The sequence below is a fragment of the Paenibacillus sp. FSL R5-0341 genome, assembly GCF_037975235.1.
GTDB lineage: Bacteria > Bacillota > Bacilli > Paenibacillales > Paenibacillaceae > Paenibacillus > Paenibacillus amylolyticus_A.
This window is the reverse complement of record NZ_CP150241.1, coordinates 659,347-679,802: the sequence shown is the minus strand read 5'-3', so window position 1 is coordinate 679,802 and position 20,456 is coordinate 659,347. Positions and strand designations below refer to the sequence as shown.

Here is a 20,456-nt window from a genome sequence, read left to right as displayed (position 1 = left end):
TGTGCTATTCCTATTATACATCCATAAGCAATGAAAGCAAGATTCAGAAACCGCCTGCGGAAAGGCTTCTTCCATAATATTATGTCTCATGGTCTGGCAAAATATGCTGAATACCTATTGTTCAAATGCCACTTTGAAGGTGGTCCCCTGACCTTCCTCCGATTCCACTGTAATGGTTCCATTATGTCGTTCCACAATACTTAGGCACATGGACAATCCGAGTCCGGTTCCCTTGGCTTTGGTCGTATAGAAAGGTTCAAACAGCTTCTCCTTTTTCACCCTCGGTATACCCGGTCCTGTGTCACGTACACACAGCTCCACCCTGTCGTCTACCATCCGCGTCTCCAGCGTAAGCACGCCTTTCTCATTCATGGCTTCCATCCCGTTACGGGCCAGGTTCAATACCACCTGTTTGATTTCCTTTGAATTGAGATTCAGCTTCGGCACATCATGTGCGAGCAGGAGTTCAATGCTCTGACCACGCAGATTCGCATCCGCCCATAACAATGGACTGAGTTCATGAATGATATCATGCAGCTGGGATTCTTCTTTCTCCGCAATGCGATTCTGAGCCAGAGACAAGAAATCATTAATGATACTATTCGCCCGGTCCAGCTCTTCCAGGACGATCCGGTAATAGTGATCCAGGGATTCCGGACTTTTTTCCTGCATGAGTTGAAGAAAGCCACGCACAACAGCCATTGGATTGCGTACTTCATGCGTAATGCTCGCAGCCATCTGGCCCACCAGACTGAGACGGTCCACATTATCCAGCTCACTTCGCAGCATCTCTAGCTCCGTGATATCCTGAATAATTAGCATAGCCCCTGTAACTTCTCTGGCAGGCTCTGTTGAAAAGGCATAGATTGGCACGGTTCGGGACTGAAATACGTGAGCACCGTAACGAACGGTCAATCCACTAATCTCACCATGAATGACGGCTCTGCGAATGCTTTTATCCATCTTGTCCGCCTGACCTTGTTCAACAAATTGACTGGCAGGCTGTCCAATGAGATCAGGCGTGGAGGTACAAGGTAACTGCTCTCTCGCTGTTTGCTCCATCATCTCATTGACGAACATGACCGTGCCTTCTTTATCTACAGTGGCAATGGAGAGGGGAATTGCATTCAGAATCTGATGAAGTTTCTCCGTTTCGGTTATGTATCGGTGGTGAACTTCGGAGAGATGCTGCTCCAGCCCACGATAATGTTTCATCCGTTCCAGCCATAGCAGACTCAGACTGCCCGCAACAATGCCACCAGCAGTATATCCAAGAGCTGTAAGTATCATGTAGGTTGCAGAGTATGTGGAGTCATTCTGGTGGGATGCGATCCACAACAGGCTCGTTACAATTAGTTCCATTGCAATCAGGGAGATCAGGATCGCCATTTTGCGCGAAGACGTATTATGCTTGAATCGTTTGGCAGACAACCATACAATAGGATAGAGAAGAATGCCCGTATGAAGGAGAAATCCGTACAGATCATAGGGATGCGCAAAAAGAAAATAGAAGAGAATATGTAGAATGGACAGCGTTAAGCCTATAGCGGACTTACAATACAAAATAACAAGTATCACAGGTACGATGCTTAATGATATGGGTACGGCCACTGGACTCGCAAAAAGCGCAAACAGCAAACACAGCAGCATGCTCGCGACACTTGTCACAGCTAAACTGGGTTGTACTGTTCCGGCATGTTCCATTTTGGCAATAGCCCGCCTGGGGAGCCCCAGATGGAATAAGGGAATCAGGAATACCGCCGACCCTGCCAGCAGTACTTGTAAAAGAATGTCCTTTAACGCAACCACAATGCCATCTCCTCCTCTGCCTGCACATTCCCTCATGTATTTCTGATTAAAACATAGGCGACAGTATATTACAATATATCCCTTAAGACTGCATAATAGAACTTCTCCTAACTCCATTATATTTCAGAAAAAGGCAGGAGTAGACACGTTTTACGTAAAACAGACAAAATCAATGAAAAAAGAGGGTAATAACGTATGTATGATGTCATTGTAATTGGTGGTGGATCTGCGGGCCTGATGGCTTGCGTTGCAGCTGCCGAGCATGGAGCCTCTGTGCTTCTGCTGGATAAAGGAGATCAACTGGGTCGTAAACTCGGCATCTCTGGCGGAGGTCGGTGCAATGTAACCAATGCCAAGGAAACGGATGAACTCATCCGGCATATTCCGGGTAATGGCCGCTTTTTATATAGTTCGTTTCAGAATCTGGACAACCAGGGGATCATGCGTTTTTTTGAGAATCTCGGAATTGCCCTGAAAGAAGAAGATAACGGCAGAATGTTCCCCGTAACCGATAAAGCGAAAACAGTCGTGGATGCATTGGTAGGCAAAATCGTCTCCCTCGGCGTTGAGATTCGCACCAAAGAACCGGTTAAGGAACTCATTCAGAACGGTCAGCAGGTACAGGGTGTTAAATTGCTCTCAGGTAAAACCATCCTTGGACGCTCTGTTATTATCGCTACTGGCGGCAAATCCGTGCCTCAAACTGGATCAACCGGAGATGGTTATCCTTGGGCCGAAGCTGCCGGTCATACGATTACAGAGTTATATCCAACTGAAGTGCCTATTGTGTCTGGGGAGAGTTGGATTCAGTCCAAGGAACTGCAAGGTTTATCCTTGAGAGATGTCGCTTTATCTGTTATCGACGCCAAAGGAAAACCCGTCATCTCCCATCGCGGGGATATGATTTTCACGCATTTTGGTGTGTCCGGACCGGTCGCACTGCGTTGCAGCCAATTTATCCGCAAGGTTCAGATGAAGTCTGGAAACCCACAGGTTATCATGAGCATTGATCTGTTCCCTGAACTGTCCGCAGGTGCATTGGAAACCCAGGTCCAACAGGTATTGGAACAAGAATCCCGCAAGGCTGTCAAAAACATACTAAAAACATGGGTTCCGGAACGCATGATTCCATTAATGATGAAACGTGCGGAGATCAGCGATGACCTCACGTTCCACCATTTTCCCAAAGGCATGTTAAGCAATTTGTGCGGGCTAATGAAGGCTTTTACCTTCCGTGCAGACGGAACAAGATCGCTCAAAGAAGCCTTCGTTACTGGGGGAGGAATCCACTTAAAGGAGATATACCCAAAAACAATGGAATCCAAGCTGCTGCCTGGACTATTCTTTTGCGGTGAAGTTTTGGATATTCACGGCTACACTGGGGGGTATAATATCACCGCTGCTTTCTCCACAGGATATACGGCTGGTATGCATGCGGCTGAATATAAACACGCCACATCATAATAGGTATTACACACTTCATACCCATGCTGAATTGCTTCAGATGTCAAAAACCCCGATGTCCACTATCCGTGGAGTATCGGGGTTTTCAGCATTGTTCCATTTTAGAAAGGTGGATCGAACCACTCTTCGCTTGTGATTTTTGCCTTCTAGGCTTTGACACTGCCCGAGAATCCATCAGCCGAATCATCGTATGCCGGGTCCTCGCTATAGTTATGTGCACCTTGCTCAGCCTGGCTCCCCTGGTTTCCGCTCGTATAACCATCGTTCCAATCCTCATTCACGAGATGAGCCGGAATCGATATATTCTGAAACTGATCAAGCTCTTCCGTTTGCGAGGCAAATACGGCACTTCCTCCATGAGATTGTACAATCTCTACGGCAGACTGAGGATCTTGGCGATCTGTCGGGATGTACAATTCCAGCGGACCGGACTGATACGGCTTATATCCCAATTCCTCCAAGGTTGCCCTGGCGGCATTCAACGCCGAACCGTCTGCGAAATGCACCTGTAGTTCGCTATTATCCATCATCGTCTCTTCCTCCTTGCTACAGCTAATCTCTCATCACCCATAGATGAGATTCTTCTTCTATAGCATGGGCAGATATAGCGCACGATATGCTTTGACTTAGAAAGGAATTCCTTCAGGGCGTGTCTGAAAACTCCGAAGGAAGCAGATTTTGCCGAATTTTCGTTCCAAGCAAGGAAGTTTTCCGCAGGCGTGCCGGGGCACGTCAAGGGTAAGTGACACAGCATGGGGCGAAAAGGCGGTAGAAGATGAACTTCAGCGAGTTTTTGAGACACGTCCTAGGCCCGGGTCAGCCGAACCCATCCGGCAATAGATAACACACAGAGTCCAAAGGCCACCGCACCTGCGGCTGTCAGAATACCGACGATCCACCCGAGCCAGGCCAATCCCAGCGTGAATCCCATAAGAATGCCAATCGGGACGAATAACATCCGAACCATCATCGAACCTGCACGATGCAGCGCCTCCGAGTCATACGTTATGAGCTGAACATAGTCGGACGTGGCAAAAACATCCCAGGAACGATAAAACATTACCGTCAACATGATGATTAATAACGCACACACGATGACGTTGACCGGAAAAGGTGGTAATGCGACTGCTGCGATGGATAGCCCTCCAAGCTGCAAATACAATTTCATCGTAGCTGAGTTTCGGAAAAATGCCTTGAACGCAATCTCCGCTGTGCGATTCGCGATGGAACGATTGCGTAACAGTTTACGCGGTTTGCGGAAGATGATGGACCTTGTTCGCGGGGCTTTCGGTTTACTCACCGCCCGGCTTAACATTAGAGCTGTAAGCTGCAGCCTGCTCCGCAGATCCTCCCGTACATCCCCTTCAAACGTTCCCTTCATCAAGAGCCTCATCTGTCCGACTGTAATCAGAAGAAGCATGATCACCCCGATACCGAAACTGATTTTCCACGTCTGCCCATGCATCCATGATGTCGCATGAATGGTCATATAACCTATGCCGATGACGAGAGGGATCATCTGAATCCAGCGTCGCCATCCTGTAAGTCGAACCTTCGTCATATGTAGTGTTATGGCCTGGAATGAAGCTACTGCACCGAACCAGACAGCCATAAGAACAATCTGAAGATTCGACATCTCATAGACACGGGACCACAGAGGTGCAGTGAGTGCTGTAACCAAGATCATTTTGCCCAGATGTTGCAGACAGGCGCGGTAGATCCCCTGCCTCATTAACGTGTGCATCCACAACGGCCTTGATTTCAGAAACAATACATCCGCTTCCTCCACAAATATCAACACACCCCCTGTAAGCATAATGACGTCGATCAGCCCGGTCAGTACGGGTAGTGGTAATCCTGTCGCCCAAGCAGGCAGCGATTTGGTCCACAGACTCGTGTACCACCCAATCAGATAGAGTAGACCCGGAACAAGCAGATATACCCACACCGTCCAATCCACGACGAGTCTGAGATTTTTCATTTGTTCCCTGAAGTGCTCTTTGCGTCTTCGCCTGTATAAACGAAGTGGGGTATAACGCTGGGAAGTTTCCATTCTCTCTCACCCTCTCTCTATCTAAGACGTCAGTACATCAAAACAGTCAAACAAAGAGGCTTCCGGCAATCCTGCCGCTTCACGGATTTCATCCAATGTTCCCTCGGCAGCAGATCTGCCCGAAGCAATCAGAATAAACCGGTCGCAGATTCGTTCAGCGGTATCCAGCACATGCGTAGACATGAGCACACCCGCACCGCGGCGACGTTCATCATCAAGTAATTTTAGAAAATCCTTGGTTGCACGAGGGTCCAGTCCGATGAATGGCTCGTCCACAATATAGATATCCGGCGAAGACAGAAATCCGATCATCAGCATCATTTTCTGCCGCATGCCCTTCGAAAAACTGGCTGGAAGATCATTCCGAACATGGTCCATACTGAAACGAACCAACAGCTCCTCCGCTCTGGCAACAAAACCTTCTTCCTCCATTTCATACGCCGCTGCAGCCAGATCAAGATGTTCCCACAGGGTCATATATTCATAAAAAACCGGTTGCTCCGGGATATAGGCATAACGACCATCTCCTCCAATCGTCACTTCATATTTCGCATGTTCCAGCAGACCCAGCAGCGTTTTGATCGTGGTACTTTTGCCCGCACCATTCGGTCCGATAATACCTACCAGCTCTCCCCGCGCCACATTCATTCGAATATTGCGTATGGTCGATTGTCCCGGCTCGTATCCTGCCTCGGTAATATGTACGTCTAATATGGACTCCTGTATTTCCGTGCTTTTATATTCCGTTCCCATATCATTCACTCCCTGTTCTAATCAGGCGTTTATTTCATTCTTTAGTTTTATTGTAATCGAGTTGCGGGCTGTTTGTTTGATCATTTTAAGCATTTTGAATTACAAATCATGTTATAATGTTATTACATACTAACATTAATACATACTAACGTATTACTTTCATAAGTTGGATCATACTATAGGAGGAATATATCATGAATGGTGGGGCTCAGATGAAAGAGGAGCATTCCAAAAGAAAAATCCTTTCTCGCAAAATAGGCAAAATGGGAAACAGCTTGGGCGTTAGCTTGCCCAAAGTTTTGATTGATAAGCTCCATGTTTCTCAGGGCGATGAGATTGAATTTATTGAAAACAGTCAGGGAGAAATTGTACTAAAAAAGGTGAAACAAATGAAAATACCCGAAAATGTAAGACCCGAAGTACTGGAAGCTTTCTTCGACGTTTTCGAAGAAGATGAGGATATCCTCAATGATTTAAGGGATCGTTAAGATGACCATATTCCTTACCATTGAAGAAGTAGTAGCCGCTCACCATTTTATGATGAAGAAGATGAATGATACAGCACAAGCTGGGGTCAAGGATTCTGCTTTGTTGGATTCTGCGATAAATAGACCTCTCCAAAGTTTGTTTGGAGAGGATGCCTATCCTTCCATATTTGATAAAGCTACTGCCTTATTAGAGTCATTGGTTAAAAACCACTGTTTCTATAACGGAAATAAACGTACAGCTTATCTTGTAACCAAGTCCTTTCTGCGAGTGAATGGGTACCATTTGCAGATGGAACGTAAATATGCCGTTGAATTTATGGTCAAGATTGCCGAAGGCGAGTATACATTTGAAAAGATAGTACGCTTATTAGAAGAACATTCAGTAGAACGCTAGCTCATATGTCTTATAAATGCAAAAAAGAAGCAGGGGTTCCGGAGCCCCTGCTTCTTTATATTACGATGAAAATCTCATATTACCGATTTGTCTCCACCACAGATGTAGTTTCACTCTCTGCATCCGCATCCAGGTTCAGACCCAGATCCAAGGCTCCACGGCTTTCGCTCGCGTAGCTGCTGTTTACGTTACGCTCACTGTCTTTCACGCTATTGCTGCGTTCAGATTGAGCCATCGTTGCACTCTCTCCTTCCGCATCCACGTTCAAACCCAGATCCAGTGCTCCACGGCTTTCACTCGCATAGCTACTGTTTACGTTACGCTCACGGTCATTCACGCTATTGTTGCGTTCGAATTGAGCCATCGTTGCACTCTCTCCTTCCGCATCCACGTTCAGACCCAGATCCAGTGCTCCACGGCTTTCGCTCGCGTAGCTGCTGTTCACGTTACGCTCACTGTCTTTCACGCTATTGCTGCGTTCAGATTGAGCCATCGTTGCACTCTCTCCTTCCGCATCCACGTTCAAACCCAGATCCAGTGCTCCACGGCTTTCACTCGCATAGCTACTGTTTATGTTACGCTCACGGTCATTCACGCTATTGTTGCGTTCGGATTGAGCCATCGTTGCACTCTCTCCCTCCGCTTTCGCGTTCAGACCCAGATCCAGCACTCCACGACTTTCAGTTGCGTAGCTGCTGTTTACGTTACGCTCACCGTCTTTCACGCTGTTATTGCGTTCGGATTGAGCCATCGTTGCACTCTCTCCCTCCGCTTTCGCGTTCAGACCCAGATCCAGCACTCCACGACTTTCAGTTGCGTAGCTGCTGTTTACATTACGCTCACCGTCTTTCACGCTGTTATTGCGTTCGGATTGAGTCATCGTTGCACTCTCTCCTTCGGCTTTCGCGTTCAGACCCAGATCCAGTGCGCCGCGACTTTCGCTCGCATAGCTACTGCTGTCGTTACGCTCACGGTCATTCACGCTATTGTTGCGTTCGGATTGAGTCCACGTTGCACTCTCTCCCTCCGCTTTCGCGTTCAGACCCAGATCCAGCGCTCCACGACTTTCGCTCGCATAGCTGCTGTTCACGTTCCGATGGTCGCCGCCTCGTGAATAATCGCTCATCGTTGTACCTTCTCCCGACACATTGGCGTTCAAGCCAAGGCCCAGCTTGCCAGAACTGCTACGCTCAGCAGTGTGATCGGAAGAACGATCATTGTATCGGTTCGTGCTCTCTGAGGATAAGCCGGCATTGAGTCCAAGATCCAAATTCAATGCTCCACTTGCACTGGATGAACCTCCGTAGCTACCATTGTGCCCGTAACCTGTGTCACGGTGTCCTGACAGAAGAGATCCCAACTCCAGACGCAAACCTGCATTCAGATCCAGATTGCCACTGCTGTTATTGCTATAGCTATCTGCGTAAGTTGCCTGCGAAGCTCCCAGCAATCCAGCCACCAACGTACCCGACAATACCGACAATTTTACCCAACGATTCACTTTTTTCATGATAATATACACTCCTTCTCAATTTTGGTTGAATTAACGCCATTGTTGCCTAAGAGAAAGAGGTATATTGCGGCGGCCGCCCCGGCGGTGCCTGTGACCATTGACTGAACCCATCGAGCCGTTCCATTCGGAAAGCAAAATCGTAATCTGGCGTAACCAGACCCGTTGTTGCTCCCGGAAGTGCAGCGGCTGGAGCGGTTGCTCCACCTCCAGTTACACTGGACGAAACGGAACTTGTCCCTGCGGAAGCATTAGTTGCTCCGGGAGAAGTTGCTGCAACAGACCAACTATTGGGTCGTTCTGTGCGAGGCTGCAATGGAGATGCTGCATCAGTATCATCTTGTTTCAGAATGGCTTCCTGGTTACTCTGCACTTGTTCAGTGACAGATGGTTCAGCAGTTGGCTGATCTACGAGGAATAACTCGTTATCTGGCAATTCTGCATTGACATCGGAATCCTGCGTCAGATCGGTTCCTTCCACAGGCAATGCCTGCGGGGCAGCGGGTCGTTCTGGACGTATTACTGGTTCCGGGGTGACCTCAATCACTTTCCCTGTAACCTTTACTGCGTCCAGCCCTTCCTCGTTGTTCTGAGATGAAACAGGATCTGCGAGTGAACTTGTATTGGAAGTTTCACCATTCGGTGTTTTGACGACCACCGGCTGTTCCGGAGTGACTACAGGCCGTTCCGGCTTCACACTTGGAATCTCCACCTTTTCCTGATCAGGATTGAGTTCAGCGGATACGTCTACAACTGGAACTTCTGCTTTCACAGAAGGCAACTGTACATTTCCCTTAGTCAGATCCACACGGGATGAAGAGATATTGACCGAAGTAACTTCAGGTACATCCACCTTCACGGAAGGCAATTCAACCTTACCCTGCCGAAGGTCTGTTTTCACAGCAGACGTCTCTGCCTTGATCACCTCGGGTACCTCTGCGGTAAGCCCGGGCAAGGAAGCTGTACCTTCGTTCAGGTTCACCTGACTGCTTGATACATCGGCTTTGATCACCGGTGTATCCGCCTTTACAGACGGCAGTTCGACGGTTCCCTTCTTCGCATCAATCCCAATCTCTGATGTTCCGGCCGATCCAAGCGGTGTATCTACTTTCAGCTCGGATACACTCAGCTTACCTGTGGATTCATTCGCTTTGATCGACGGAACTTCAACATCCAGTAGTGGTGTGGATACCGATACCGATGGAGTCAGATTCAACCCGCCATCCGAATCGCGTGAAAACAGATTTAGCGACAATCCGCTGGACGGTTTTTCAGAAGATACCTGAGCATCATCCGCATACACATGTGACGATCCAAACCCCAGCATCAAAGTCCCTGCAAGTATTGCCAGCGGTATGCTTCCAAGACGTACGATGGATTTTGGTAATTTTGCATTCAAGTTGCTTCACCCCCTTTCCGCTAATGCGTTGGTGGGACAAGGCATATGAGTTTTCCCCTATGAATAATTAGAATACAGGGATTTCTGCCTGTTCCTCATTAAACTTGAAGGCGTTTACTCAAACGCTTTTTCATCAAAAACTTAAAATTTGAAGTAAATTCAAACCTTCATTTCAACTTTTCTAACCTGAACGGGTCCGGCATGTTTTCAGTCGCCCGCAGTCATGCTCTTTGGCGCAATGGAGCCTTTCATATCGACTTTTTTCCCGTTGCGTTTCATCAAATAAATCAACCCAAGCAAGGTCAGCAAAATGCCCGAACAGACAAAAGCCGGTACGACGCCGAACGAGGTGACCGTGAATCCACCGACTACCGGACCCATAATATTACTGGCTGTCATCACGCTTCCTACCGTTCCAAACACCCTGCCTGTCATCGCCTCAGGTGTCTGTTCCTGCAACAGGATCTGGAAGGGTACCACTGCAAACCCGATTCCGATTCCCGCCAAGGCAAACAAGGTTATAAGCAGCAGGTGCGCACTAAGTCCAGCAGATGGCCAGGCCACGACAATGATTCCGGCTGTACCAATGACCAGACCCGTGAGCGAGGTTCCCAGACCCATTTTCAAAACATGCCCTGCTTGCCTCCACTTCCGCACACTCATCGCTGCAATTAATGTTCCTACACCACTGGCCGCCACGCACCATCCCAGCAGATCACTTGAAATGCAGGGAAGCTGTCTAAATAACACCACAGTCTGTGAATCGGCAAATTGCAAAAATAGTATGGCTGAAGCAAGCAAGATCAGAGACGTTCCTACGTGGGGAAGAGTAGCGAGCATGCGGATGCCCTCCAATGTTTCTTTCCAAAAAGAGTTTTTTCGGCGGTTGTTAACATCCCCAGCTGTCTCTTCCTCTACTTCTGTTACGTTATGAATTGCGGTTTGGATCACCCGAGTTCCAGGAATCCACAATAAAATGATGCCGGAGATTAGAAAAGACGCTGAATCGAGAACAAAACACCAGGTAATGCCAAAAGCAGCTACCAACAGTCCACCAAGCGCTGGACCGATAATTTTGGACAACTGTTCAATCACTGAGCTGATGGATACCGCTTGTGCAAGCTGTTCATGCGGTACAATTTCCTTTAGCTTTCCGTTTTTGGCAGGAGAAAAGATGACATCAAACAGAGATTTGAGGACAAGCAGTATGTAGACGTGCCAGATCTGGTCGGCAAAAATCAACGCACCCACGATGACGATTCGCGCGCCATCAGCAGCAATCATCAACCATTTGCGATTCATCCGATCCGCGAGTGCTCCAGCAAACGGCCCCGTCACCAACATGGGTAATGCTGCGGACAACATGACAAACGTAATCTCCCACGGCGTTGCATTCCAGCGGATACCTACGAGTGTCAGGATCGCCAGCAGATGCAGCCAGTCCCCCAGATTGGAGATGGCCTGTGCCACCATCAATGTTACAAAAGATCGGTTATTCTTCAGCGGTCGTTGTGCTTCAAATGTTAACTCACTTGTCATCCTGCTTCTCCTCCAGTGCCTTCCGAATTCATAATATGAACTCATTATAAAAGAGCATGGCTTGACTCAACCTCCGGCCAGAGGCGGAGAAGAAGCGACATCTGAAGGATGATTTTCCTGCAAGATGAATGATCAAATTTTAAATGCTAAAAATGCAGATCTTGTGACATATCGCATGTTTTTCGTGGAAACAGAGGTTTACAATAAGAGCATGGCGACAACCTGAATCGTCAAACATAACTAACCAACTCCTATAAGTTGAAATATCTTTTACATGAACAGCATAAGGAAGAGGACCACTCTTCATCATTTCAACTTATAAAACTAATCTGAAAAGGCGGGATCAGCATGCTGGAATTACAAGAAATTGGAGCCGAACGTTCACTTCATCTGTACCGCACCTTGGCCCAGACATTCAAGAGCGTGAATGAACACGCTGTATCCGGAAGCAAAGTGCATGGCTTCAACCCCACCGCATACGGGGTGCTCGAAGTGTTATATATGAAAGGAGCTCAGCCGATTCAACAGGTTGGTGCACAACTTCTGCTGCAAAGTGGAAATGTGACCTATGTGATTGATAAGCTGGAGCAAAAAGGACTGTTACTCCGTAAGCATTGTCCGCAAGATAGACGTATCATCTTTGTGGAATTGACCGAAGAAGGTCAGCGCACCATGGATGAAATCTATCCAGGCTATGCGGTGAAGATCGACCGTGCTGTCAGTGGATTGAGCGAGGAAGATAAGGAACTGCTGTCCGAACTTTTGGGAAGGCTTGCACATTCTGCAGATCGTTTATCAGCAAGCAGTTAGAACATTCATTGCGCAAGTGCCAACAAAAATAACCGGATTTGCCTGACATCGGCGAATCCGGTTTTTCGTATATATCTTCTTTTTACTTTGATGCTTGTGGCTGCGGTGGAGCATCTGCATCTTCGGGTAGAATTAAACGTTTGCGTAGAGCCAGCGTCGTTACCCACGAGACCAATGCAATGACAAACATAATGACAAACAGGGAATGCAAACTTCCTTCCAGCACGTTACGCAGCAGCGCCCATTTGTCATCCGACAGAGCAGCATCCGTATGTGGTGCGAGCAGTTCATTCAGATCATTTTCCGAAATTCCGGCCTCCGCTAGATTCTGTTCATTCGATAACGTGGAGATCCGATAGTTCAACCAGGTACCAAAAGCCGCTGCACCAATCGTCTGTCCCAACGTACGCATGAACGTATGCAGTGCCGTAGAGGAGCCACGCTCCTTATACCCTACGGAGGACTGCGCAATAATAGTGAAGATCGTAAACGCAAATCCGAAGCCGAGACCATAAATAAAGGTCAATATGAAGAGCACGGCCTGCGGGGATGTCCCGCCCACCAGAAAGAGTCCACCCGATCCAATCGCAATTCCTGTTAATCCAATCAATGCGGTCATACGTGATCCAATTTTCATTAACAGGCGGCCTGCCAACACACTACCAATGAGCCAGCCCACCGACATCGGTGCGAGCAACAGCCCGGATTCCGTCGCATTACCTCCCCGAACCCCCTGCACCCAGAGCGGCAAATAACTGGTTAGACCGATCATCAGAGTGCTGGTTAGCAATCCGGCGATATTCGCCACACGGATGTCCCGAATTCGGAACAGATGTAGAGGAACCATTGGAGCCTGAGCTCTTTTTTCCACCACGAAAAATAAAATGATAAACAGAGCGGCAATCACACTCAGTCCTACAATCAACGGAGAACTCCAGGCATAATACTGTCCACCCGCCGACAGGACAAATAACAATGCGGTAATGCCCACCGTGAAGGTCAGCGCACCGACATAGTCAATTTTGGCTGTACGCGGAGAGATATCTTCCTTCAGATAACGAAATACAAACCACATCGCGAGCAGACCAAATGGCACATTAAAACCAAAGATCCACTGCCAGCCCAGATTATCTACAAAATAACCACCAAGCAATGGACCCGCCAGAGAGGAAATACCCCACACGGAGCTGATCCAGCCCTGAATTTTGCCACGTTCTTCAATGGCGTAGATGTCTCCGATAATCGTAAACGTAACAGGAACTACCGCACCCGCACCAATCCCCTGAATAGCACGGAAAATAATCAATTGCTCCATATTCTGCGACAGACAGCACAGGAGTGAACCCAGTAAAAATAAGGCACAGCCAATCAGAAATACAGGCTTTCGTCCATACAAGTCACTGATTTTGCCGAAAATGGGTGTACTTACAGCCATCGTCAGCAGATATGCGGTGAAAATCCAGCTAAGCAGCTGTACACTCCCCAGTTCACTGACAATGGTTGGTCCCGCTGGGCCAATCACGGTGCCTTCTATCGCTGACAGAAATGTCGCGAGCAACAGCCCCGTCAAGATGAAACTGCGCTTCAAACCTCCGGTTGCATTCACACAAACCCTTCTCTCTTCGTTTCTCTATATAATTGGTGCTTCTCCAGCTTTGTTCTGTTTCTCCGTTTACCTGTAAATTAAAAAACAATTATATATTTTTTCTTTTATTTACTTTTCTTACGAAGAAACTCATCATACAGCATCGAATACATCACCATATCCTTGTATCCGGTGGACGTATGCTGCACCTGTCGCAGCAACCCTTCTCGTGTGAAGCCGCGGTTCGTCAGGAACTCGCCGGAAGCCAGATTGCGTGGGTCAACCAGCGCTTCAATTCGATTAAGACCCATGGTCTCATACCCAAAGGGCAGCAATGCCGAGAAAGCCTCCGTCATATAACCGTGGCGCCAATAATCACGTCCCAGCTCATAACCGATCTCACCCCGGAATGCGCCTTCAAGCTGCCATGTATTGAAGCCACAGCTGCCGATGAGCTTGCCTGTTTCTTTGAGCTCGATCCCCCAGCGGATCGCATCCTCTTCCCCTGCCATATGATTGAGCAGTGCAATCATGTCCGCCGCTTCGCTTGTCCCAATCATGGGTGCAAGATTCATGTAACGGGTCACCTCGCGATCTGACCAGCATGCGAACATCTGGGCCGCATCCCGGCGACGCATTTTACGCAGACGAAGCCGCGCAGTCTCCATTTCGGGAATTCTCCCCTTGCATTTATACATATAAGACACTCCGATCCGATCTATCTCTGCAGACCATAAGATTCACTAGTCATCTAATCATAACCTGCGCCGAATGGCAACTATTCAGTCATGGACACACGTCAAAAAACCGGGCCAATGTCGCTCCCGGTCTTGTTGTACGTATGGATCAATTCAAGTTTGAGTGAATTACAGCATCAGAGCTTGTCCGAATGAATTTTAAGCTTTGGACGTTTTCTTGCCCTTCCCCAGTAATTCATCGCTAACCCGGCCAAACACAGCCGTGATTTCCTTGAATTCTTCAATGCCAGTCCCGGTTAGGCTCCATTGGTCCCCGTGGGCGGTCAGGAAGTTTTCCTGTGTCAGGTGTTCAAGCTCCTGCTTGATCTCCCGCTCTCCAACGCGATAGCCCCGTTCTTCCAATAAGGGCAGCGCCTCGCTAACGTTCAAATCCTGATTTTGCGCGAAATATAGTAGATGTATCCGTACAAAAAGATTCTGTACCTCTGCATGCATAAGCCAAGCTCCTTCCCGGGTTATAGCCCTCCGTGGTTGCTAAGTAATTACCCCACCCAAGAAGCTGAGAAACAGGAGGATTCTTCAGGTATTCCCTTCCCTTTCCGAAATCCTCCGCTTGACTAACCGCATCCTCTGCACTATCTTGAAAATAAGTACCATTTTGCTCGGGAGGGTGATTTACCATGTTTCAAGCTGTTTCCTATGAAGGAACACGAAGTGAGCAGCACACCGCCGTCCTGGGACAGTTAAGTGCTCTGATCCGCGATGAACCTAGTGCGATTGCCAATCTGGCGAACGCTGCTGCGCTGCTCAATGTATTTATGACCGACACCAATTGGGTCGGCTTCTATCTGTATGATGGAAAAGAACTGGTCCTTGGGCCATTCCAAGGATTGCCTGCCTGTATCCGAATTCCTTTGGGACGTGGCGTATGCGGTACATCTGCTGCGGAAAAACGTACCCTGGTCGTTGACGATGTTCATGCTTTCCCAGGCCACATTGCCTGTGATGCAGCATCGAACAGTGAGATCGTCGTACCGATTATCAAAAACGGCGAACTTTACGGGGTGCTGGATATCGACAGCCCGATCAAAAACCGTTTTGACGACGAAGACCGCGTCTTCCTGGAGAAAGCCGTAAGCCTGCTCTCAGAGCAGTTGTAAGCGAACAACCGTAATAACAAAGAGCGCAGTCCTCTCAGAGGTCTGCGCTCTTTGTTATCCATTAACGTTTCACACCCATGTTCTTGCTCGCCCATGTTACTTTATGCATCTAGGATAAATCCTGTTCCGCTTTAATCATCATCCCGTCGCGCAGGAATTCAGCCAGCCTCGGGTGGTAACCATCGTACATTTTGCGGAAATCTCGATGCTCGACGTACAGATTGGCCAGATCCCGATAGATCTCAGCAGTGGGCGTATAATAACCCTTAATCCATTCAAGATGCCTGCCAATAATCCGTTGTACTTTCGCACTCCCCGGTTCCAATCCATCCTCAATGGCCTGTTGCAAGTCGAGATGAACCAGATCAATTTTTGCCTGGGAATCGAGATAATCTTCCTTTGACTTCAGTTCCTGGTTTTCAGACAATGCGGACGAATGGGAAGATTGGATGTCGGACCTCTGAACGTCCTCCGTCGGCACTTGATTCATATCATTATTGACTACATGGTTAGAACTCGCTTCATTCAGCAGCTGGTGACGTCCCTTATTTACAAAACCGATATATAACTCATGTTCATCCAGTTCCTGTTCACCTTGCAAATGAGAAATCGTTTTGTCCAGTGTCTGAATCAATCCATGCAGACGGAGTGCCTTCTCCAGAATCTCAATGCGATGCTGCTGCATGATGCGAATGACGTCCTGAGGATTATCGCGGAGCATCGATCCAATCTCATTCTCCTCCATGCCTACTTCCTTACAGAAGAGAATTTGCTGGAGTCTCAACAGTTCTTGCTTTTCATAATAGGTATCCTCATCCAAACCACCAAAGGCCGGATTCAGGAGACCTGTCTCCGCATACTGGCTCAGCTCGTTCAGACTCACGCCTGACATTCCGGATACGTCAACCATGGAATATGCCATTTGAATACACCTCCTGCCTGTCCTGCAACTACAGAGTTCAGGCTTAATTCATACTGCATTTTATTTGAATAATGAGAGAATATAAGACTTTCGGCAATGCTGTACCGCTTCATTCCGCTCGTGCTCTGGATGGGTACATCATGCTTCGGTGATATGAGCGGCGTATGGTCAGTTATGTTGCGGTATGTTAACTATGTTATACCCGTCTCATCAGATGTGAACCCGCAGTCAGTGAAGAATCACTATGTATTTTTGAAACTATTTTCCACGATTTTTTTATAAAAAAATCCTGCGCCATTATCGTGGCACAGGATCATATCATTATGTTTTCATTGGGATACGGAATATCGAGTACGGGAAACGAAAAAAATCAACTTTTATTAAACATGACAAACTTCAATTCCGTCATTTCCTCTACCGCATATTTTACACCTTCACGTCCAATACCGCTCTGTTTCACACCACCATAAGGCATGTGATCGACGCGGAACGTTGGAATGTCATTAATCATAACTCCGCCTGCTTCAATCTGATCGACGGCATGGAGAGCCGTATGAATGTCGTTCGTGAATACACCAGCCTGAAGTCCATAGATGGAATCGTTGACATGTTCAATGCCCTCTTCAACCGAATCCACGGTATTAATCACCACGATGGGAGCAAACACTTCCTGACAGGATACCTTGGCATCACGGGGAACGTTAACCAGCACGGTTGGACGCAGAACGCCTCCTTCAGCTTGACCGCCTGCTGCTACTTCAGCCCCGGCCTGCTTGGCTTCTTCAATCCAATCGAGCGTGCGCTCCACATCTTTAGACGTAATCAGCGCAGAGACTACCGTATCCGGCTCGAGAGGGTCTCCAACCACCACTTGTTTCGCCGCTTCAGCAAAACGCCGGATGAATTCTTCCGAGATGTCACGATGTACGTAAATCCGCTGTAGCGAGATACATACCTGTCCCTGATACGTGAAAGCTCCCGTCACACATCGAGGAATCACTTTGTCCAGATCTGCGTCCTTATCCACGATCACCGCTGCATTCGACCCAAGCTCCAGTGTCACGCGTTTCAGCCCTGCTTTGCTACGAATGCTCGTCCCTACCGCTGGACTGCCTGTAAACGTAATGTGAGCAACATGGGGGTGCTCGACAAGCACATCACCAATCGTTTTACCATCACCGCTCACCACGTTCAGTGCACCATCCGGCAATCCGACTTCCTGAAGCAGATTAGCAATGTAATAGGAAGACAGCGGCGTCTGCTCCGCAGGTTTGAGAACAATCGTATTGCCCGCTGCCAGCGCTGGACCTACCTTGTGAGCTACCAGGTTCATGGGAAAATTAAACGGCGTGATTGCGCCAATGACGCCTAAAGGTTGCCGCATCGTATACCCGATGCGCCCTTCTCCGCCTTTGGCTGCATCCATCGGAACCGTCTCTCCGGTCAGTCGCTTGGCTTCTTCAGCGGCAAAACGATACGTTTCCACCGTACGATCAACCTCGGCCAGTGCTGCGGTAATCGGCTTCGCTGCCTCAAGCGCAATGATTCGCGCTGCTTCTTCTTTGCGTTCTTCAAGCATGGAGGACAACTTGTACAGAATATCTGCACGCTGATGTGCAGGCATCTGGCGCATTGCCTTCCCAGCCTGAACCGCAGCTGCAACAGCAGCCTCCGCTTCCTCTGCTGAAGCCGACGAGACTTCTGCCAGCGTTTCCCCGGAGTATGGTGCTTGAAGTGATTTATAATCTACGGATTCGGTCGGTTTGCCACCGATGAACAGATGTTGTTTTTTCATATGCTGCATCCTCCATTCTTTTCGAACCTTATTGAACTATTGAATGTTACATCGCCACTTCAATGACACAACAACCTTCCAATCGCTGTCTCATGTAAAAGTTCAGTTCAATTTATATAATCTATTTATACACTATTTCCGTGCCATCAACCCACTACGGCATGCGACAATCATAGCTTGTAACGTACCTGATGAGCCATTGTGGCGATCTCGAACCGTTGCATTACAAAGGATTTCACAACCTTATTTAACCGTCAGGACGGGGCACTCTGCATGTTTTAACACACCATGACTGACACTGCCCACGATCATCTCTGCCAGCATGCCTTTCCCACCTGTACCCATCACAATCATTCCACAATCTCGTTCACGCGCTACACGGCATATCTCATTAACGGGATCACCCGCAATCAGCAGCGTTTCATACGCAACATTCCGTCCGGACAACTGTCTGGTCACCGGTTCTATAATATGTTGCCCTTCTTCGGCAATCCGAGCTTCCAGATCAACACCCAATGCAGGTTCATTAATGGAGATGGCAGGATTAACATGTACGATCAACAAATTCGCAGGTTGCTTCATATCCTCAGCCAGAATCAACGCTTGCTCCAAAGCCTTATGCGCATGATCTGAACCATCAACAGCAACCAATATACGTTTCAGCATTGCAATTCCTCCTGTGAATTAGTGAGATGTAATGGCGGAATCGATATCCCGCAGATGATGACGGCGCACCAGCAGTACCACGACTCCAACCAGAACCATTAATGCGCCAAAATAAAACGGCGTTTCCGGCAGGAACCACTCGGATAATTTACCCGCAAGCCATGGAGCAAGCGCACCACCCAGGAAGCGAACAAAGCTGTATGCAGCGGAAGCAACAGAACGTTCCACAGGTGCAGCTTCCATAACAGCCGTTGTAATTAACGTGTTGTTAATCCCAAGGAAGATCCCTGCCACAATAACCGCTACAATAACGGTAGTTGGTGAACCCATCACCGTACCTACTGCCATAACAACCAGATCAATCGCAAACAGCGTAAGCATGACACTCATGGACGGCACCGATCCAAATCGGCGTTGTAATCTTGGAGCCACAAATACCGACGTAATCGCAAGCATCAGTCCCCAGCCAAAGAATACATAACCCAAGCCGTGCTCATCCAGATTCATGACATAGGGTGAATAAGCCATCAAGGTAAAGAAACCAAAGTTATACAGGAAGGCGGTAATCGCCAATGTTTTCAATGAAGGATAACTCAATGCTTTGAACGGATCGGACAAAGAACTGCGTGTTTTCGGTTTTGCCATCTTGGGCAACATAAATGTAATGCTGATAAAGGCAATCGCCATCAGAACAGCCACGCCGTAGAACGGGCCACGCCAAGAGATGGAACCAAGCTCACCGCCAAGCAGCGGACCAACCGCAATCCCGAGACCAAGTGCTGCTTCGTACAAAATAATCGCTTTGGCTGTCCCCGATGTGGACAGTCCCACTATGGCAGATAACGCCGTTGCGATGAACAAGGCATTACCAAGTCCCCAACCGCCACGATAACCGACCAGTGCACCCACCGTGTCTGAGGTACCACCGAGGAAAGAGAAGATAATAATCAGCAATATACCGCTGAGTAGCGTCCACTTCACACCAATACGGCTGGATACGACACCTGTAATCAGCATCGCTACCCCGGTTACAGCGTTATAACTGGTAAATAGCAGTGACACCTGGCTTTTCGAAGCATGCAGCTGATCTGCAATTGCGGGTAGAATCGGGTCAACCAGACCCAGACCCATAAAGGATATGATACATGCAAAGGCAACCGCCCATACCGCTCGCGGTTGGGATAGCAGACCTCCACGTGATGACGGCAATTCGTCTGGTAATGATGTATCTCTTTTCATACGTAATTCCTCCTGTGAATAATTTATGTGGTTAATCTTTATATTTGAAAATGTCCGTGAAAACGATGAAAACATTGCGTCTATTTTCATGAATAGAGGTAACAAAACGGCACAAATGACACCGGAACATCCGGTGCTTGTACAGGATCGCCACAGGTACTATGGTACTCAC

Annotated in this window: 19 protein-coding genes; 5 read left to right on the top strand and 14 right to left on the bottom strand. The window is 48.2% G+C overall.

The annotated features are described in order from the left end of the window. Positions 1-114: 114 nt before the first annotated feature. Positions 115-1,809, bottom strand: a complete 1,695-nt coding sequence (locus MKX75_RS03215) for an ATP-binding protein (protein ID WP_339168405.1) — start codon at positions 1,807-1,809, stop codon at positions 115-117. A gap of 195 nt (positions 1,810-2,004) precedes the next feature. On the opposite strand from MKX75_RS03215, the gene MKX75_RS03210 reads away from it, so the two are divergent. Next, on the top strand, positions 2,005-3,273 hold the full coding sequence (locus tag MKX75_RS03210; protein WP_076333867.1) for an NAD(P)/FAD-dependent oxidoreductase: 1,269 nt from the start codon (positions 2,005-2,007) through the stop codon (positions 3,271-3,273). A gap of 146 nt (positions 3,274-3,419) precedes the next feature. Here MKX75_RS03210 and MKX75_RS03205 read toward each other — a convergent pair whose 3' ends face one another. The 3 genes from MKX75_RS03205 to MKX75_RS03195 form a co-directional block, all read right to left on the bottom strand. Beyond that, positions 3,420-3,803 carry a hypothetical protein gene (locus MKX75_RS03205; RefSeq protein ID WP_062837637.1) on the bottom strand — a complete coding sequence of 128 codons (384 nt, stop codon included), beginning with the start codon at positions 3,801-3,803 and terminating at the stop codon, positions 3,420-3,422. Positions 3,804-4,078: 275 nt separating this feature from the next. Then, positions 4,079-5,326, bottom strand: a complete 1,248-nt coding sequence (locus MKX75_RS03200; protein ID WP_339168404.1) for an ABC transporter permease — start codon at positions 5,324-5,326, stop codon at positions 4,079-4,081. A gap of 21 nt (positions 5,327-5,347) precedes the next feature. Further along, positions 5,348-6,079: an ABC transporter ATP-binding protein gene (locus MKX75_RS03195; RefSeq protein ID WP_339168403.1), complete on the bottom strand. Its 732-nt coding sequence runs from the start codon at positions 6,077-6,079 to the stop codon at positions 5,348-5,350. Between the two features lie 194 nt (positions 6,080-6,273). Here MKX75_RS03195 and MKX75_RS03190 point away from each other — a divergent pair, with 194 nt between their 5' ends. Beyond that, entirely contained in the window at positions 6,274-6,567 is a 294-nt protein-coding gene (locus MKX75_RS03190; protein WP_175623818.1) for an AbrB/MazE/SpoVT family DNA-binding domain-containing protein, read from the top strand. Between the two features lies 1 nt (position 6,568). Beyond that, the gene (locus MKX75_RS03185) at positions 6,569-6,961 is read left to right on the top strand and encodes a type II toxin-antitoxin system death-on-curing family toxin (protein WP_145153211.1); all 393 of its coding nucleotides are present in this window, start codon (positions 6,569-6,571) and stop codon (positions 6,959-6,961) included. A gap of 79 nt (positions 6,962-7,040) precedes the next feature. On the opposite strand, the gene MKX75_RS03180 is transcribed toward MKX75_RS03185, so the two are convergent. The 3 genes from MKX75_RS03180 to MKX75_RS03170 form a co-directional block, all read right to left on the bottom strand. Then, the gene (locus tag MKX75_RS03180) at positions 7,041-8,471 is read right to left on the bottom strand and encodes a hypothetical protein (RefSeq protein WP_339168401.1); all 1,431 of its coding nucleotides are present in this window, start codon (positions 8,469-8,471) and stop codon (positions 7,041-7,043) included. Between the two features lie 49 nt (positions 8,472-8,520). Next, positions 8,521-9,870: a hypothetical protein gene (locus MKX75_RS03175; RefSeq protein WP_339168400.1), complete on the bottom strand. Its 1,350-nt coding sequence runs from the start codon at positions 9,868-9,870 to the stop codon at positions 8,521-8,523. Positions 9,871-10,077: 207 nt separating this feature from the next. Next, positions 10,078-11,409 carry an MFS transporter gene (locus MKX75_RS03170; protein WP_339168399.1) on the bottom strand — a complete coding sequence of 444 codons (1,332 nt, stop codon included), beginning with the start codon at positions 11,407-11,409 and terminating at the stop codon, positions 10,078-10,080. A 348-nt stretch (positions 11,410-11,757) separates the two neighbouring features. On the opposite strand from MKX75_RS03170, the gene MKX75_RS03165 reads away from it, so the two are divergent. Further along, entirely contained in the window at positions 11,758-12,219 is a 462-nt protein-coding gene (locus MKX75_RS03165; protein WP_076334262.1) for a MarR family transcriptional regulator, read from the top strand. Between the two features lie 82 nt (positions 12,220-12,301). Here the strand turns inward: MKX75_RS03165 and MKX75_RS03160 are convergent, their stop codons facing one another. The 3 genes from MKX75_RS03160 to MKX75_RS03150 form a co-directional block, all read right to left on the bottom strand. Next, complete coding sequence (locus MKX75_RS03160) at positions 12,302-13,807, bottom strand: MDR family MFS transporter (RefSeq protein ID WP_339170316.1); 1,506 nt, start codon at positions 13,805-13,807, stop codon at positions 12,302-12,304. Positions 13,808-13,929: 122 nt separating this feature from the next. Then, positions 13,930-14,472 (bottom strand): GNAT family protein, encoded by a 543-nt coding sequence (locus tag MKX75_RS03155; RefSeq protein WP_339168398.1) that lies wholly within the window; start codon positions 14,470-14,472, stop codon positions 13,930-13,932. Positions 14,473-14,700: 228 nt separating this feature from the next. Then, positions 14,701-14,997 (bottom strand): hypothetical protein, encoded by a 297-nt coding sequence (locus tag MKX75_RS03150; protein WP_036614170.1) that lies wholly within the window; start codon positions 14,995-14,997, stop codon positions 14,701-14,703. Between the two features lie 185 nt (positions 14,998-15,182). Here MKX75_RS03150 and MKX75_RS03145 point away from each other — a divergent pair, with 185 nt between their 5' ends. Next, positions 15,183-15,662, top strand: a complete 480-nt coding sequence (locus MKX75_RS03145) for a GAF domain-containing protein (protein WP_339168395.1) — start codon at positions 15,183-15,185, stop codon at positions 15,660-15,662. A 109-nt stretch (positions 15,663-15,771) separates the two neighbouring features. Here the strand turns inward: MKX75_RS03145 and MKX75_RS03140 are convergent, their stop codons facing one another. From MKX75_RS03140 to MKX75_RS03125, 4 genes are all read right to left on the bottom strand, one after another. Continuing rightward, a complete protein-coding gene (locus MKX75_RS03140) occupies positions 15,772-16,584 on the bottom strand; it encodes a TipAS antibiotic-recognition domain-containing protein (protein WP_339168394.1) in 813 nt (270 codons plus the stop codon). 370 nt (positions 16,585-16,954) lie between these two features. Continuing rightward, positions 16,955-18,379, bottom strand: coding sequence for an aldehyde dehydrogenase family protein (locus MKX75_RS03135; RefSeq protein WP_339168392.1), 1,425 nt, complete (start codon positions 18,377-18,379; stop codon positions 16,955-16,957). Positions 18,380-18,622: 243 nt separating this feature from the next. Continuing rightward, positions 18,623-19,045 carry a universal stress protein gene (locus MKX75_RS03130; RefSeq protein ID WP_339168390.1) on the bottom strand — a complete coding sequence of 141 codons (423 nt, stop codon included), beginning with the start codon at positions 19,043-19,045 and terminating at the stop codon, positions 18,623-18,625. 18 nt (positions 19,046-19,063) lie between these two features. Further along, positions 19,064-20,284: an MFS transporter gene (locus tag MKX75_RS03125; RefSeq protein WP_339168388.1), complete on the bottom strand. Its 1,221-nt coding sequence runs from the start codon at positions 20,282-20,284 to the stop codon at positions 19,064-19,066. Positions 20,285-20,456: the final 172 nt, after the last annotated feature.